At 61.0% G+C, this 16,341-nt stretch carries 14 protein-coding genes; 4 read left to right on the plus strand and 10 right to left on the minus strand.

The genetic code is table 11. The features are described from left to right. Nucleotides 1–108: 108 nt before the first annotated feature. On the minus strand, nt 109–459 hold the full coding sequence (locus tag ASE80_RS08250; protein ID WP_056858476.1) for a DUF6124 family protein: 351 nt from the start codon (nt 457–459) through the stop codon (nt 109–111). A 130-nt stretch (nt 460–589) separates the two neighbouring features. On the opposite strand from ASE80_RS08250, the gene ASE80_RS08255 reads away from it, so the two are divergent. Continuing rightward, nucleotides 590–1,225, plus strand: a complete 636-nt coding sequence (locus ASE80_RS08255; RefSeq protein WP_056858477.1) for a LexA family protein — start codon at nt 590–592, stop codon at nt 1,223–1,225. Here the strand turns inward: ASE80_RS08255 and ASE80_RS08260 are convergent. Genes ASE80_RS08260 through ASE80_RS08275 form a run of 4 tightly spaced genes read right to left on the minus strand, consistent with a single transcriptional unit; the run spans nt 1,222 to nt 6,748 of the window. Next, nucleotides 1,222–3,147 carry an acetyl/propionyl/methylcrotonyl-CoA carboxylase subunit alpha gene (locus ASE80_RS08260; RefSeq protein ID WP_056858478.1) on the minus strand — a complete coding sequence of 642 codons (1,926 nt, stop codon included), beginning with the start codon at nt 3,145–3,147 and terminating at the stop codon, nt 1,222–1,224. The two genes, ASE80_RS08255 and ASE80_RS08260, sit on opposite strands and share 4 nt — an antisense overlap. Continuing rightward, complete coding sequence (locus tag ASE80_RS08265; protein ID WP_056858479.1) at nt 3,144–3,950, minus strand: gamma-carboxygeranoyl-CoA hydratase; 807 nt, start codon at nt 3,948–3,950, stop codon at nt 3,144–3,146. The genes ASE80_RS08260 and ASE80_RS08265 overlap by 4 nt, the downstream gene beginning before the upstream one ends. A 15-nt stretch (nt 3,951–3,965) precedes the next feature. Further along, nucleotides 3,966–5,573, minus strand: coding sequence for a carboxyl transferase domain-containing protein (locus ASE80_RS08270; RefSeq protein ID WP_056858480.1), 1,608 nt, complete (start codon nt 5,571–5,573; stop codon nt 3,966–3,968). 11 nt (nt 5,574–5,584) lie between these two features. Further along, nucleotides 5,585–6,748 (minus strand): isovaleryl-CoA dehydrogenase, encoded by a 1,164-nt coding sequence (locus ASE80_RS08275; protein ID WP_056858481.1) that lies wholly within the window; start codon nt 6,746–6,748, stop codon nt 5,585–5,587. A gap of 149 nt (nt 6,749–6,897) precedes the next feature. Here ASE80_RS08275 and ASE80_RS08280 point away from each other — a divergent pair, with 149 nt between their 5' ends. Continuing rightward, nucleotides 6,898–8,535 carry an AMP-binding protein gene (locus tag ASE80_RS08280; RefSeq protein ID WP_056858482.1) on the plus strand — a complete coding sequence of 546 codons (1,638 nt, stop codon included), beginning with the start codon at nt 6,898–6,900 and terminating at the stop codon, nt 8,533–8,535. A gap of 588 nt (nt 8,536–9,123) precedes the next feature. Here ASE80_RS08280 and ASE80_RS08285 read toward each other — a convergent pair. The 3 genes from ASE80_RS08285 to ASE80_RS08295 all read right to left on the minus strand — a co-directional run bounded on the left by ASE80_RS08285 (nt 9,124) and on the right by ASE80_RS08295 (nt 11,698). Next, nucleotides 9,124–10,023: a hydroxymethylglutaryl-CoA lyase gene (locus ASE80_RS08285; protein WP_056858483.1), complete on the minus strand. Its 900-nt coding sequence runs from the start codon at nt 10,021–10,023 to the stop codon at nt 9,124–9,126. 17 nt (nt 10,024–10,040) lie between these two features. After that, nucleotides 10,041–10,433 carry a MerR family transcriptional regulator gene (locus tag ASE80_RS08290; RefSeq protein WP_056858484.1) on the minus strand — a complete coding sequence of 131 codons (393 nt, stop codon included), beginning with the start codon at nt 10,431–10,433 and terminating at the stop codon, nt 10,041–10,043. 329 nt (nt 10,434–10,762) lie between these two features. Next, nucleotides 10,763–11,698, minus strand: coding sequence for a LysR family transcriptional regulator (locus ASE80_RS08295; protein WP_017136514.1), 936 nt, complete (start codon nt 11,696–11,698; stop codon nt 10,763–10,765). 166 nt (nt 11,699–11,864) lie between these two features. Here ASE80_RS08295 and ASE80_RS08300 point away from each other — a divergent pair, with 166 nt between their 5' ends. Further along, the gene (locus tag ASE80_RS08300) at nt 11,865–13,094 is read left to right on the plus strand and encodes an acyl-CoA dehydrogenase (RefSeq protein WP_056858485.1); all 1,230 of its coding nucleotides are present in this window, start codon (nt 11,865–11,867) and stop codon (nt 13,092–13,094) included. 114 nt (nt 13,095–13,208) lie between these two features. On the opposite strand, the gene ASE80_RS08305 is transcribed toward ASE80_RS08300, so the two are convergent. Both ASE80_RS08305 and xthA read right to left on the minus strand, forming a co-directional pair. Then, a complete protein-coding gene (locus ASE80_RS08305) occupies nt 13,209–14,537 on the minus strand; it encodes a substrate-binding domain-containing protein (protein WP_056858486.1) in 1,329 nt (442 codons plus the stop codon). A gap of 136 nt (nt 14,538–14,673) precedes the next feature. Continuing rightward, a complete protein-coding gene (gene xthA / locus ASE80_RS08310; RefSeq protein ID WP_056858487.1) occupies nt 14,674–15,486 on the minus strand; it encodes an exodeoxyribonuclease III in 813 nt (270 codons plus the stop codon). A 168-nt stretch (nt 15,487–15,654) separates the two neighbouring features. Here xthA and ASE80_RS08315 point away from each other — a divergent pair, with 168 nt between their 5' ends. Continuing rightward, entirely contained in the window at nt 15,655–16,311 is a 657-nt protein-coding gene (locus ASE80_RS08315) for a GNAT family N-acetyltransferase (protein ID WP_056858488.1), read from the plus strand. Nucleotides 16,312–16,341: the final 30 nt, after the last annotated feature.

The raw sequence follows: 16,341 nt of genomic DNA on the forward strand, positions 1-16,341 counted from the left end.
TTGGTCTATCGACTGATCTCGCGATCAGCTGGTCCCAATAATAATCATTATCATTTGCAAGTCAAATGTTTTTATCCGTGGGATAGAAATATTTTTCTTTGTTGCCTGTCAGGCGTTCGCCTGGGCAGCGGGCATCTGCAATGCCTGCTCCACCATCGCCTTGGCCATATCAATCAAATACACCACCGAAAATGCCAGGTCCCGCTGGTTGCCTTGCCGGCTGCTTGCCGATTCATAGGCGGCCGCCGCCGCACTACGCAGCAGGTCCGATGCGTGCACCAGGGCGTCTTCCTGGCTGATGCCGGGCCTGATGTCGAAAAATGCGACGTCAGGCGTGGGCGCCGACACATCTTCTTTCAAGTAATAGTCGAGTGCCCGTTGTGCGGCGCCGCTGCTGCGCAGGGTCAGCAGTTCGTCGGTTTCGGGCGTGCAAGGCAGGTGATTCGGGAGCGTCATCATGAGTGCGATTACTCTGGCTGGACGTTGAAAACCTGCACCCGATAGTAATACGAATCGTATTTATGTCATTTGATGGATTACTACAAACTGTTTATTGTCGTGACCACTGCGCAACGTATGGTCAGGCCCCATGGATAACTGGATAGCGTTGGTCAAAGCCAACATGAAAGACCGCAAGGTCACGCAGGATGAACTGGCCGAACGCTTGGGCATGTCCCAGGGCGGCGTCGGTAATTGGCTCAACAAGCGCCGCGTGCCAAGCCTGGCGGACATGAACCGGGTGCTGGCCGAGCTGGGGCTGGGCTACCTGGAAGTCGCCCTGGAGATTCGCGAAAAAGCCGGCGAAGTAGCGGCCCTGGAACAACACTACAACCCCTACTTCCGCTACCCGGTCAACGACTGGAAAAGCCTCTGCGAAACCCGCGAAGAGCGCGCCACCTACGGCGCGCCACGTTTTGAACTGACCGATTACCACGCCCAGGGTGATGCCTTCTGGCTGCCCGTGACGGGCGACGCCATGACCGCGCCCAGTGGCTTGAGCATCGGTGCGGGCATGATGATCCTGGTGGACCCGGCCATTGAGCCCGAACCGGGCAAGCTGGTGGTCGCCCAGTGGGCCGACAGCCCCCAGGCAACCTTTCGCCAGTTGATGGAAGAGAGCGGCCAGCGTTACCTGGTACCGCTCAACCCGACGTATCCCAAGCAGCTGTTCACCGACGCTTGCCGAATCCTCGGGGTCGTGGTGCAAGCCACGGCGAAGTTTTAGTCCGTGGTTTCAAGCTCCACCAAGGCGCTGCCTTCGGCGACCATTTCGCCTTCCTGACAAAACAGACCCTTGACCACCCCGGCGTGGGGCGCGCGGATACTGTGCTCCATCTTCATGGCCTCCAGCACCACCAACTGCGTGCCGGCCTCCACGTGTTGACCGACTTCCACCGGCACCCGCACGATGCTGCCGTTCATCGGCGCGGTGAGGCCACCCTGATGAGCCTGGTTGGCCTCGACTGCAGCAATCGGGTCATACAAGCTGACGGCCTGCATCTGGCCGTCCCAGCGCAGATACAGGATGCCTTCGCTGCGTACCGCCAGATGAGCACGGCGCACGCCATGGTGTTCGATCAGCAAGTGTTCGCCACGCAACTGCGCGACGTCGTCCTGCAATGTCACCAGCCGGTCCTGCCCGGCGCAGCTCAAATGCAACGATATTTGCGCGGGCAACCCGGCACGAAAACCGCGGGTATCCGCCCACGGGCCATCACCGGCGGGCAGGCTCTGCATAAGCGCCGACCCGGCCGCCTGCCAGAACTCATCGCTCAAAGCACCCGGTGCGGGCAGCAGCTCATCCTGATAGCGCGGAATAAACCCGGTATCGAGTTCGGCCGCCGCAAACGCCGGATGGCCGATGATGCGCCGCAAAAAGCCGAGGTTGGTCTTGATCCCGCCCACTGCAAACTCGTCGAGCATACTCAACAACCGCAAGCGCGCCTGTTCGCGGTCTTCGCCCCAGGCAATCAGCTTGCCGAGCATCGGGTCATAGAAGGGCGAAACGTCGTCGCCTTGTGCGACCCCGCTGTCGACGCGACGGCCCGGCCCCGGCGCAGACTCGCGGTACAGCGCCAGGTGCCCGGTGGCCGGCAGGAAATCATTGGCCGGGTCTTCGGCATACAAGCGCACTTCAATCGCATGCCCCACCAACGGCACCTGGTCCTGAGTGATCGGCAGCGGCTCGCCCTGAGCCACACGAATCTGCCAGGCCACCAGATCAAGGCCGGTAATCGCCTCGGTCACCGGATGCTCAACCTGCAGCCGCGTGTTCATCTCCATGAAAAAGAACTCGCCACGCGCGTCCAGCAAAAACTCCACAGTGCCGGCGCCCACATAGCCGATTGCCTGGGCCGCACGCACCGCAGCCTCACCCATGGCTTTACGCTGCTCGGCACTCAAGCCTGGTGCGGGGGCTTCTTCCACCACCTTTTGATGGCGACGTTGAATGGAGCAGTCGCGCTCATTGAGGTACAGGCAATGGCCGTGCTGGTCGGCAAACACCTGGATCTCCACGTGGCGCGGCTTGAGCAGGTACTTCTCCACCAGCATCTGCCCATTGCCAAAGGACGACAGCGCCTCACGCTGGGCCGAGGCCAGGGCATCGGCCAACTGGCTGACGTCCTCGACCACTTTCATGCCCTTGCCGCCGCCGCCTGCCGTCGCCTTGAGCAGCACCGGGTAACCGATACGTTCGCAGGCATCGCGGAAGGTTTCCAGGTCCTGCCCCGCGCCGTGATAACCCGGCACCAGCGGCACCCCAGCCGTTTCCATCAACGCCTTGGCCGCTGATTTGCTGCCCATGGCATCGATGGCCGAGGCGGGCGGGCCGAGGAAGATCAAGCCAGCGGCTTCAATCGCACGGGCAAAGCCGGCGTTCTCCGACAGAAAGCCGTAACCCGGATGAATCGCCTGGGCGCCACTGGCGTGGGCGGCGGCGATCAGTTTGTCGATTTGCAGGTAACTGTCGGTGGCCTTGCTGCCGCCCAGGTCGACCCGAATATCCGCTTCGCGGCTATGGCGTGCATCGCGGTCGGTGGCGCTGTGGACCGCCACGGTGGTCAAACCCATGGCTTTGGCGGTGCGCATCACCCTGCAGGCGATTTCGCCGCGGTTGGCCACCAGCACAGTGGTCAGTGTGCTCATGAACGTGGCTCCTGCACTTGCCAGCTGGGCGGGCGTTTTTGCAGGAACGCGCGCAAGCCTTCCTGGCCCTCGGCACTGACGCGAATCCGTGCGATGGCATTTTCGCAATACCGACGCAGCGCCGGGGTGAGGGCGCCGTTGCCGACTTCGCGCAGCAAATCCTTGCTGGCGCGCATGGCTGCCGGGCTGTTTTGCAACAGGTTGGCGATCCACAGTTCCACTTGCGTATCCAATTCGGTGGCCGGGTAACTTTCCGCCAGCAGGCCGATGTCGCGCGCACGCTGGCCGCCAAAACGCTCGGCGGTCAGCGCATAGCGCCGCGCGGCACGCTCGCCGATGGCCTGCACCACGAACGGGCTGATCACCGCCGGGGCCAGGCCGATGCGCACTTCCGACAGGCAGAACTGCGCGTCATCCGCGCCAATGGCCATGTCGCAGCAACTGATCAAGCCCAGCGCGCCGCCGTACGCCGCGCCTTGCACCACCGCCAGGGTGGGGATTTTCAGCTTGGCCAGGTTGTACATCAACTCGGCCAGTTCGCGGGCGTCGTCCAGGTTGGTGTGGTAATCCAGCTCGGCCGATTGCTGCATCCAGGCCAGGTCCGCACCGGCGCTGAAGTGCTTGCCACGTGCGCGCAGCACTAAAAAACGCAGGGACGCATCGGCTTGCACCTGGTCGAGGGCGATGATCAATTCGCGGATCATCTGCGCATTGAACGCGTTGTTCTTGGCTTCACGACTGAGCCACAGCGTGGCAAAACCACGGCTGTCGGTGACCAGTTCGAGGGTGTTGAAATCGCTCATGGGGTACAGCTCCATTTACATGCGGAACACGCCGAAGCGGCTCGGCTCGATGGGGGCATTCAGCGCGGCGGACAACGCCAGCGCCAGCACGTCACGTGTCTGCTGCGGGTCAATCACACCGTCATCCCACAAGCGTGCGCTGGAGTAGTAGGGGTGGCCCTGGGTTTCGTACTGGTCGAGAATCGGCTGCTTGATCGCGGCTTCTTCTTCGGCGCTGAACGCATTGCCCGTGCGCTCGGCCTGTTCGCGCTTGACCTGCACCAGCACGCCGGCGGCCTGTTCGGCACCCATCACGCCGATGCGTGCATTCGGCCACATCCACAAAAAGCGCGGGTCATAGGCGCGGCCGCACATGCCGTAGTTACCGGCACCAAAGCTGCCGCCGATGATCACCGTGAACTTGGGCACCTTGGCGCAGGCCACCGCCGTGACCAGCTTGGCGCCGTGCTTGGCGATGCCACCGGCTTCGTACTTCTGGCCGACCATGAAACCGGTGATGTTCTGCAAAAACAGCAACGGAATGCCGCGCTGGCAGGCCAGTTCGATAAAGTGCGCGCCTTTTTGCGCGGCTTCGGCGAACAGAATGCCGTTGTTGGCCAGGATCGCGATCGGGTAGCCGTGCAAGTGTGCGAATCCACACACCAGTGTAGTGCCGAACAGCGCCTTGAACTCATCGAACACCGAGCCATCCACCAGCCGTGCGATGACTTCGCGCACATCAAATGGTTGCTTGGCATCGGCCGGGATTACGCCGTACAACTCTTCGCTGCTGTACAACGGCGCCACTGGCGGGCGTTGCACTAACTCACCCAGCTTGCGCCAATTGAGGTTGGCCACGCTGCGTCGGGCCAGGGCCAGCGCATGTTCGTCGCTGTCGGCATAGTGGTCGGCCACACCGGAGATCTTGCAATGCACATCGGCACCGCCCAGGTCTTCGGCACTGACCACTTCACCGGTCGCCGCTTTTACCAGCGGCGGCCCGGCGAGGAAGATGGTGGCTTGCTGGCGCACCATGATCGCTTCGTCGGCCATGGCGGGTACGTAGGCGCCACCGGCGGTGCAGGAGCCCATCACCACGGCGATTTGCGGGATGCCCTGGGCGCTCATGTTGGCCTGGTTGAAGAAGATCCGCCCGAAGTGCTCACGGTCAGGGAATACTTCGTCCTGACGCGGCAGGTTGGCGCCACCGGAGTCCACCAGGTAAATGCACGGCAGGCGGTTTTGCTCGGCAATGGTCTGGGCACGCAGGTGTTTTTTTACCGTGAGCGGGTAGTACGAGCCGCCTTTGACCGTGGCGTCGTTGGCGACGATCATGCATTCCACGCCCTCCACACGGCCGATCCCGGCGATCACGCCGGCCGCCGGCACGTCTTCGCCGTACACCTGATATGCCGCCAACTGGCTGAGCTCGAGGAACGGTGAGCCAGGGTCGAGCAAGCGGTTGATGCGCTCACGGGGCAACAGTTTGCCGCGCGAGGTGTGCCGCTCCTGAGCCTTGGCGCCGCCGCCTTGCTGCACATGGGCGAGCAAGGTGTGCAGGGCGTCGACCTGTTGGCGCATCGCCGCGCTGTTGTCGGCAAACTCCGCTGAACGCGGGTTGAGCTGGGTGTGCAAGATGGCCATTGGGCGCTCCTTCAGCGGGTTTCGTTGAAGAGTTCGCGACCGATCAGCATCCGGCGAATCTCACTGGTGCCGGCACCGATTTCGTACAGCTTGGCGTCACGCAGCAGGCGCCCGGCGGGGAATTCATTGATGTAGCCATTGCCGCCGAGAATCTGGATCGCGTCCAGGGCCATTTGCGTGGCGCGTTCGGCGCTGTAGAGGATCACCCCGGCGGCGTCCTTGCGTGTGGTTTCGCCGCGTTCGCAGGCCTGGGCCACGGCATAGAGGTAAGCGCGGCTGGCGTTGAGCTGGGTGTACATGTCGGCGACCTTGCCCTGGATCAGCTGGAATTCGCCGATGCTCTGGCCGAACTGCTTGCGGTCGTGGATGTAGGGCACGATCAGGTCCATGCACGCTTGCATGATCCCAGTCGGGCCGCCCGAGAGCACCACGCGCTCGTAGTCCAGGCCGCTCATCAGCACTTTGACGCCGCCATTGAGCACACCGAGGATGTTTTCTTCGGGCACCTCGACGTCATCGAAAAACAGTTCGCAGGTGTTGGAGCCGCGCATGCCCAGCTTGTCGAACTTGTTGCTGCGGCTGAAGCCTTTCGAGTCGCGCTCGACGATAAACGCGGTAATGCCGTGAGCGCCTTTTTCCAGGTCGGTCTTGGCGTAGATCACGTAGGTGTTGGCGTCGGGGCCGTTGGTGATCCAGGTCTTGCTGCCGTTGAGCACGTAGTGGTCGCCGCGCTTGTCGGCGCGCAGTTTCATCGAGACCACGTCGGAGCCGGCATTCGGCTCGCTCATGGCCAGGGCGCCGACGTGTTCGCCGCTGATCAGCTTGGGCAAGTACTTGAGTTTTTGCTCGTGATTGCCGTTGCGGTTGATCTGGTTGACGCACAAGTTGGAGTGCGCGCCGTAGGACAGTGCCACCGACGCCGAACCACGGCTGATTTCTTCCAGGCTCACCACGTGCGCCAGGTAACCCAGGCCGGCGCCGCCGTACTCTTCCGGCACGGTGATGCCCAGGAGGCCCATGTCCCCGAACTTGCGCCACAGGTCGGCGGGGAACAGGTTATCGATGTCGATCTGGGCCGCGCGCGGCGCGATCTCCTTGGCCACGAACGACTGCACCTGGTCGCGCAGCATGTCGATGGTTTCACCGAGGGCGAAGTTCAGGGACGGGTAACTCATGGACAGGCACCTTAATGTGAGCTTTGTTGTTGTGTGGGCGGGGCGCGGGGGAGGGCGCTCACCTTTACGTTAACGTAAGCTTGCGTTACGGCGCTGTCAATCGTAGTTTACGTTTACGTCAACCTACAAAAAAGACAACAGGGGTCGTTATGGATCAACCGCATCCGAGCTACAGCCGTGGCTCCCAGGACAAGACCTTGCTGGCCATGACCATCGGCCAGGCTTTCGATCACACCGTGGCGCACTACCCCGATGGCGAAGCCTTGGTGGTGAGCCATCAACAGCGCCGCTACACCTGGCGGGAGTTGGCCGAAACGGTGGATTTGCATGCCCGCGCATTCATGGCTTTGGGCATGCAAACCGGCGATCGCCTGGGCATCTGGGCGCCGAATTGTGCCGAGTGGTGCATCACCCAAATCGCCAGTGCCAAGCTCGGGGTGATCCTGGTCAATATCAACCCGGCCTACCGCAGCAGCGAATTGGACTACGTACTCAAACAGTCCGGGTGCGCATGGGTGGTGTGTGCCGGTTCGTTCAAAAGCTCCGATTACCACGCCATGTTGCAGGAACTGCAGCCCGACGTGCGCGGCCTCATCAGCCTGGACCCCAGCCCGCCCACGGGATTTATGCCCTGGTCGCAGCTGGCGGCCCTCGGCGCCGGCATCCCGCCCGAGCAGCTTGATAGTCGTCAGGCCAGCCTGCACTTCGATCAAGCCGTCAACATCCAGTACACCTCCGGCACCACCGGCTTCCCCAAGGGCGCGACCCTCAGTCACCACAACATCCTCAATAACGGTTACATGGTCGGCGAAAGCCTGGGCCTTACCGCACAGGACCGCCTGGTGATCCCGGTGCCGCTGTATCACTGCTTCGGCATGGTCATGGGCAACCTCGGCTGCATCACCCACGGCACCACCATGATTTACCCCAATGACGGTTTCGACCCGCTGCTGACGCTCACAGCTGTCGCGCAAGAACGCGCCACCGGCCTGTACGGCGTGCCGACCATGTTTATTGCGCTGCTGGATCACCCGCGCCGAGGCGAGTTCGACCTGGCCACCTTGCGTACCGGCATCATGGCCGGCGCCACGTGCCCCATCGAAGTGATGCGCCGGGTCATCAGCGAGTTGCACATGGGCGAAGTGCAGATTGCCTACGGCATGACCGAAACCAGTCCGGTGTCGTTGCAGACCGGCGCCGATGACGACCTGGAGCGGCGCGTCACCACCGTCGGCCGCACCCAGCCGCAGCTTGAAAACAAAATCATCGATGAGGCCGGCAACACCGTGCCCCGTGGCCAGATCGGCGAACTCTGCACCCGTGGCTACAGCGTGATGCTGGGCTACTGGAACAACCCCGAAGGCACCCGCGACGCCATCGACGACGCCGGCTGGATGCACACCGGCGACCTCGCAACCATGGATGAGCACGGCTACGTGTGCATCGCCGGGCGCAACAAGGACATGATCATTCGCGGCGGTGAAAACGTGTACCCGCGTGAACTGGAGGAGTTTTTCTTCACCCACCCGGCGGTGGCCGATGTGCAGATCATTGGCATCCCGGATGAGCGTTACGGCGAAGAGATTGTCGCCTGGGTCAAATTCCACCCCGGCCATGTCGCTAACGAGCTGGAATTGCAAACCTGGTGCAAGGGCCGCATTGCGCACTTCAAGACGCCCAAGCACTTCAAATTCGTGGATGAGTTTCCGATGACGGTGACGGGCAAGATCCAGAAGTTTCGCATGCGCGAAATTTCGATCGAGGAGCTGCGAAGCCAATCCAACTGACAGCACAGCTCCCACAGTTTGAATAGTGAATGTCAGGTAAATAGCTGAAACACAGAAAGCACAAAGGGGACCCGAAGGTCCCCTTTAATTTGTCGTTGCGTGCTCTTTTTTTATTATTGAGGGGCGGTCTATTGTTGTTTTTGGCAACCGTTACCCTTTACCGCTGTTTTGTGCGACCCCCCATCCGGGGTCAAGAGCAAACGTATTTTTTTGAACGCTGATCTGCTTCTTCGTATTGATCCAACCAGTGGCAGCTACCTGAGGTAGTTTTATTTTTCTCTAACCGGTTGCGGGTTGCGGCAAGCCGTCCCTGCGAAGCACATCTTCTTCAAAAAAATCTGTTAGCTGCGTCTCTGCCGTGTTGTTTTTGTTATGTCAGAGTCGTTTCGTCTTATTTTTATTAGGTTTGGCGCTTTTTATTCTTGTTATGCCATAGAGATAGCAGGAGCCGTGCCAACTTTTAAAAATCCTTTAAAATCAATGGTTTGATTTTTGTGTAGTGTTTTGCCTACGGCAAATACGGCAAAATATGTTCCCGTGTTACTCGATGTGTAGCCGTGCGGTAACACATTGTCACGGCTAAGCTACTCAACCGGCGTTACGTGCCTTGGCGACTCGCGAGCCCGTCGCTCGACCCAGCACGTGACTGATCTGCTGGCCCGCACGAATCAGTGCCTCCAGATCGATGCCGATGTCGATACCCAGGCCATTGAGCAGGTACACCACGTCTTCAGTGGCGACGTTACCGCTGGCGCCCTTGGCGTAAGGGCAGCCGCCGAGGCCCGCAATAGAGCTGTCGAATACCTGGATGCCTTCAAGCAGGCTGGCGTAGATATTCGCGATTGCCTGGCCATAGGTGTCATGAAAATGCCCGGCCAGCTTGTCCCGTGGCACCTGCGCGCCGACCACTTCGAACAAGCGTCGTGTGGCGCCTGCCGTACCGGTGCCGATGGTGTCGCCCAGCGACACTTCATAACAGCCCATGGCGTACAGTTCGCGGGCGACTGCCGCGACTTGTTCCGGCGCAATCTGGCCTTCGTAAGGGCAACCCAACACACACGACACATAGCCGCGCACGCTGATGCCGTGCTGCCTGGCAGCGGCCATGATCGGTGCAAAGCGCTCCAGGCTGTCGCTGATGGAGCAGTTGATATTGCGCTGGGAAAACGCCTCGGACGCCGCCGCAAACACCGCGACCTCCTTCACGCCGGCCGCCAGCGCATCTTCAAAGCCACGCAGGTTGGGCGCCAGCGCGCCGTAGGTCACGCCGGGCTTGCGCTGGATCTGCGCAAACACCTCGGCGGAACCGGCCATCTGCGGCACCCATTTGGGCGAGACAAAACTGCCGACTTCGATATAACTCAAGCCGGCTGCGCTGAGCGCGTCCACTAGTTGAACCTTGTCGGCCACGCTGATCGGTTGGGCTTCGTTCTGCAAACCGTCGCGCGGGCCGACTTCCACCAGGCGCACAAAAGAGGGGAGAGACATGGGCAGCTACCTTGTGTTTATGGGCCAACCGGATTCATGGTCTGCGCCAGCGCCTGGGTGCAGCGCTCTTCGGCGGTGTCCAGTTCCAGCTTCATCTGTTCGATATCGAGCATCTGTTGCTCAAGCTGCTCACGGCGCTCGGCGATTTTCGCGAGCATGCTGTTGAGCTGGATGTGGTTGCCGCTGCTGGGGTCGTAAAGTTCGATCAGCTCACGGCATTCGGCCAGGGTGAAGCCGATGCGCTTGCCGCGCAGGATCAACTTAAGGCTGACCTTGTCGCGCGCCGAGTAGATGCGCTCCTGGCCCCGGCGCTCCGGGGCCAGCAGGCCTTGCTCTTCGTAGAAACGAATGGCGCGGGTGGTGATGTCGAGCTCGCGGGCGAGGTCGGAGATGCTGTAGGTCGTGCTCATGGCGGCGCTCAAGAAGGTCTTGGCGCTAAGCTAAAGGCAGGTTGACGTTTACGTCAAGCAAATAGCCTGGATGGATACTAATCCTGTGGAGAGTGAGCTTGCTGTGGCAAGCAGGTTTGTTGTGGCGAGCAGGCTTGCCCTGCGTTGGGCTGCGAAGCAGCCCCAGTCAAGACAACTCATTTTTCCAGGCAGAAACGCGGTGCCTGATTTTGGGGCCGCTGCGCAGCCCAACGCAGGGCAAGCCTGCTCGCCACAACAGGCCTGCTCACTACAACCAACCTGCTCACCACAACAGGCCTGCTCACCACAACAAGCCTGCTCACTAGAGCTCAAGCTTGCTTGCCATCCAGCTTCTTTTCATGCGCGGTGACTTGCTGGCACAGCTCGATCATCTGCTCGCGCATCCAGCGGTTCGCCGGGTCCTGGTCGGTGCTTTCGTGCCAGTACAGGTGGGTTTCCACCGGCGGCACGTCGTTGACCGGCAGGTTGAACCAATGCAGCTCATGGCGTCGGGCAAAGCGCTCGGGCACGGTCATCACCATGTCGGTCTGCTGCAACACTTGCGAGGCCATCAGGTAATGCTGGGAACGCAGGGCGATCTTGCGCTGGATGCCCATCTTGCCCAGTGCCAGGTCAACGTGGCCCAGGCCGTTGCGACGGCTGGAGATATGGATGTGGGTCAGCGACAGGTAGTCATCCAGTGTGAACTTGTCCTTGCCCGCCATCGGATGGCCCTTGCGCATCGCGCACACGTAGCGGTCTTCCATCAGCTTGACGTGGCGCACTTGCGGGTCGGTGTTGAGCGGTGCGTCGACGGCAAAGTCCAGGCGCCCGGCGGCCAGTTCCTTGGTGGTTTCGCGGCGCTTGGACAAGAAACTCTCGATCACCACGGTCGGCGCCAGGCGGCGCAGGCGCTGGAACAGCAGCGGCAGAATCACCGCTTCGGTGAGGTCGGTCATGCTGATGCGATAGGTCTTGGCCGCCTGCTGAGGGTTGAAAATCCGGCTTTCCTGCACCGACACCCGCAGCAACGACAACGCGTTGCGCACCGGGCCGATGATGTTCTGCGCCATGGGCGTGGGCACCATGCCCTGGGCGGTGCGCACGAACAGCGGGTCGTTGAAGGTCTCGCGCAGGCGGGCCAGGGCGTTGGACACCGCCGGCTGGGTGATGCCGACGATCTGCCCGGCGCGGGTCAGGTTGGCTTCGGTGTAGATCGCGTCGAAGACGATAAACAGGTTGAGGTCGACCTTGCTCAGATTCATGTCGTTGCGCTCTTATTTTCAGGTGGCGATTTATCAGGTGTTCATGCGCCGATCATATATCGGTGATGAATGTTAATACACGCCGAGAATAGGCTAGGTAAATTATCAGCGCTGTTCTAGCATCGATTGCATGACCTAAACAACCTCTCAGAGAAGGGAGCTGCTCATGGATTTCGCCTATTCGCCCAAGGTTCAGGAACTGCGTGAACGCGTCACCGCGTTCATGGACGCTTACGTTTACCCGGCCGAGCCGGTGTTCGAACGCCAGGTCAGCGAAGGCGACCGCTGGCAGCCCACCGCGATCATGGAAGAGCTGAAAGTCCGGGCCAAAGCCGAAGGCCTTTGGAACCTGTTCCTGCCCGAATCCGAGCTGGGTGCCGGCCTGACCAACCTCGAATATGCGCCACTGGCCGAAATCATGGGCCGCTCGCTGTTGGGCCCGGAGCCGTTCAACTGCTCCGCCCCTGACACCGGCAACATGGAAGTGCTGGTGCGCTACGCCAACGAAGAACAGAAGCAACGCTGGCTCGAACCACTGTTGCGCGGCGAGATCCGCTCGGCGTTCGCCATGACCGAACCGGACGTGGCCTCATCCGACGCCACCAACATGGCCGCCCGGGCCGAGCGTCAAGGTGATGAATGGGTGATCAATGGCAAGAAGTGGTGGACCTCCGGTGCCTGCGACCCGCGCTGCAAGATCCTGATCTTCATGGGCCTGAGCAACCCGGATGCACCGCGCCACCAGCAGCACTCGATGATCCTGGTGCCGGTAGACACCCCAGGGGTAAAAATCGTACGCCCACTGCCGGTGTTCGGCTACGACGACGCTCCCCACGGCCACGCCGAAGTGCTGTTCGACAACGTGCGCGTGCCGTATGAAAACGTACTCTTGGGTGAAGGACGTGGCTTCGAAATCGCCCAGGGCCGCCTTGGCCCAGGCCGCATCCACCACTGCATGCGCTCCGTCGGCATGGCTGAGCGCGCGCTGGAACTGATGTGCAAACGCTCCGTCAGCCGCACCGCGTTCGGCAAGCCATTGGCGCGCCTGGGCGGCAATATCGACAAGATCGCCGACTCACGCATGGAAATCGACATGGCGCGCCTGCTGACCCTGAAAGCGGCGTACATGATGGACACCGTGGGTAACAAAGTCGCGAAAAGCGAAATCGCGCAGATCAAGGTCGTGGCGCCGAACGTGGCCTTGAAGGTGATCGACCGTGCGATCCAGATCCATGGTGGCGCGGGGGTTTCCAACGACTTCCCGCTGGCCTACATGTACGCCATGCAACGCACCCTGCGCCTGGCCGACGGCCCCGATGAAGTGCACCGCGCGGCGATTGGCAAGTTTGAGATCGGCAAGTATGTGCCTAAAGAGTTGATGCGCAGCGGGCAGTAACACCGAGGTGCCTGCATCGCAGGCAAGCCAGCTCCCACACTGGAATGCATTCCAAAGGTGGGAGCCGGGCTTGCCCACGATGAGGCCGGTGTTTACAGCACAAAACCCGAGGGGTCAGTACACCCAAACCTCCACCCGCCGATTCTTGATCCGCCCCTCATCCGCCGTATTCGCCGCCACCGGCATCTGCGCGCCAAAGCCGCGAATATCCCGCAGCACCACGCCGTTCTTGACCAACTCCCGGCGCACCGCCATCGCCCGCAACTTCGACAACAGCGCCGCCCGCTGCGGGTCATTCTTGGCATCGCCAAACCCCACCAGCGTCACCTGCTTGTCGAGCTTGCCGTGGCTTTTCAGATACGCCACCACCCGCTGCAAATCCTGGCGCGCCTTGTTGTCCAGGCTGGCGCTGCCTTCCTCGAAACGAAAATTCACACTCAAGCGCTGGGCGTCACGCACGATGGCTTGATAGTCCTCGGGCATCGACGTTTTTGGTTTCACGGCAATCGCCTGCACCTGCTGGGCGATAAAACCGTTGGCGGCCACAATCGCCTGGCCTTTGCCACTTTGGGTAAAGTCCACCAGGGCTTTGGCCCACGGGTTGCGGTTCGACGGCGGCAGGTAAAAATACAAGCGGCGTGACAGCGGGTAATCCTCGGTGGCGATCAGGCTGGTCACTGGCAACATCGGCTGTGAGTCACCGTCGACAATCGCCAGCGCCTTGGCCTGGCGCACATACGGCAGGCCGATAAAACCAATGCCTTGTGGGTCTTGGCTCACCGCATCGGACAACGCCTCGCTGGACTCGAAACGCGTTGCCGTCGCGGCCAGCGGTTGACCGCGCCGGTTCAGTACCAGTTCTTTAAAGGTGTCATAGGTGCCGGACTGATCATCCCGGGCATACAGATGAATGGCGCCGCCGACGCCGCCGACATCCTCCCAGTGGCTGACTTCACCGTTGAAAATCTGCGCCAGCTGCTCGGTGTTCAAGGTATTCAGCGGGTTTTGCGGGTTGAGGATAATCGCCAGGCCGTCGATGGCGATTACCTGTTCGGCTTCCGGGCTTTTCAGGTCGCCCAGGGGTTCAAGGTCCACCAGCTCGCTGTCCTTGATCGGACGTGATGAGGCCGCAAGGTCCGCGTTGGATTTTTTCAATGCGCTGAAACCTGTGCTGGAGCCGTGGGCCGCGACTTCGACCGTGACGGTTTTGCCCTGACGCGTCTTGCCGATCACTCGTTGTTCATTGGCGCCATCGCCGGGCTCGCTGTGCACCGCCTGCACGCCCTGGTGCTCCAGCATGCCCTTGACCAACGCGGGGCCGAGCGCCGCACCAATGGTATTGGAACCCTGGATGCGCAGGGCGGGGCCTTGGTCGGGAACGGGGAGGGCAGCGGCGACAGCGTAGAGCGGCAGCATCAACAGGAACAGAACGCGCAGCATCATGCCGGCACCTTCTTAAGCCAAAGGGAGTGCCGCCAGATTAAGTCAGGCAGGTTGCATAAATATGACTGACCCACAGCAAGTCAAAATGTGGGAGCTGGCAAGCCAGCTCACACATTGAACTGCACAAACCTTGAAATCAGCTCAACTCAAGCCAGATCGGCGCATGGTCCGACGGTTTTTCCAGCCCACGCAAATCGTAATCCACGCCGGCATCCTTGACGCGCGGCACCAGGCCGTTGGACGCCAGGATCACGTCAATGCGCAGCCCACGCTTGGGCTCATCTTCAAACCCACGGCTGCGGTAGTCGAACCAGCTGAAACGGTCGGCCACGTCCGGGTTCAAGTGGCGGAAGCTGTCGACCAGGCCCCAGTTTTTCAGGCGGGCCATCCACTCGCGCTCTTCCGGCAGGAAGCTGCACTTGCCGGTTTTGAGCCAGCGCTTGGCATTGTCGGCGCCGATGCCGATGTCGATATCTTCCGGGGAAATATTGATGTCCCCCATCACCACCAGCGGCTGGTCATTGCTGAACTGGCTTTCCAGCAGTTGCTGCAAATCTTCATAGAAGCGTTGTTTGGCCGGGAACTTGGTCGGGTGGTCGCGGCTTTCGCCCTGGGGGAAGTAGCCGTTCATCACGATGATCGACTGGCCATGCTCGTCGGCGAAAGTGCCCCAGATAAAGCGACGCTGGGCGTCTTCTTCGTCGCTGGCAAACCCTTTGTGCAGGCTCAACGCCGGCTTGCGCGACAGCAAGGCTACGCCGTAATGGCCTTTTTGCCCGTGGTAATACACGTGATAGCCAAGGGCCTGCACTTCGGCCAGCGGAAACTGGTCATCGTGCACCTTGGTTTCCTGCAGGCCGATCACGTCGGGTTGATGCTTTTCAATCAGCGCCGCCAGCTGATGGGGGCGGGCGCGTAGCCCGTTGATATTGAAGGAGACGATTTTCATGGTCGGCAGTCCAGTCTGGCAAAAGGCCGATGCTAGCCGACAAGTCCGGCGGGGGCCAGCGTGGCGGTACGACGTATGCGCTGCTAATGTCTGGGAACGACTGGTGCTGCACAGGTTCGTACCCATAAGAACGCCATCGTTTGAGTGGCGCCCAGGGAGATTGACTGTATGCCGGACACTGCCACTGCCACTGCCATTGCCGAAATTCGCCTGCTCAACAGCGGCTATTCCCGCGAGGCCCGTTCCTTGTTGTACCAGGCCTATCGGCATGAACCGACCTTTGCCTACATCTTCGAAGCCGAGCGCTCGGGGTACGAACAGCGCGTGCGTGCCACCGTGCGTGAGCTGGTCAAGCAGCATTTTTTCCAGAAGCTGCCTGCCATTGGCCTGTTCGTCAACGACCGGCTGATCGGCATCGCCCTGATCGCACCACCGCAGCGGCGCCTGGGCATCACCGAGAGCTGGGCCTGGCAGTTGCGTATGTGGCTGAGCACCGGCGTACGCGGCACCCGGCGTTACCTGGATTACCATTACGCGGTGCTGGCGTGCCTGCCGAACGAGTCGGTGCATGTGTTGCCGCTGCTGGGTATTCACCCGCAATTCCAGGGCAAACATTACGGTGAACAACTGTTGCAGGCCGTGCACAACTGGTGTGCCGAAGACCCGCACTCATCCGGTGTGGTGCTCGATACCGGCAACTCGCGTTATCTGGATTTCTACAAGCGCCAAGGCTATGAGGAAATCGGCGAAGTGGCGGTAGGACCTGTCCTGGAACATGTGTTTTTTCATCCCAATCCTCAGGCGTTACATGCTGCAACGGCTTAGGACAGAATTATTCAGACAATTCCGGGTTCA

It is taken from the genome of Pseudomonas sp. Leaf15, assembly GCF_001421425.1.
In the GTDB taxonomy this organism is placed as follows: Bacteria; Pseudomonadota; Gammaproteobacteria; order Pseudomonadales; family Pseudomonadaceae; genus Aquipseudomonas; species Aquipseudomonas salomonii.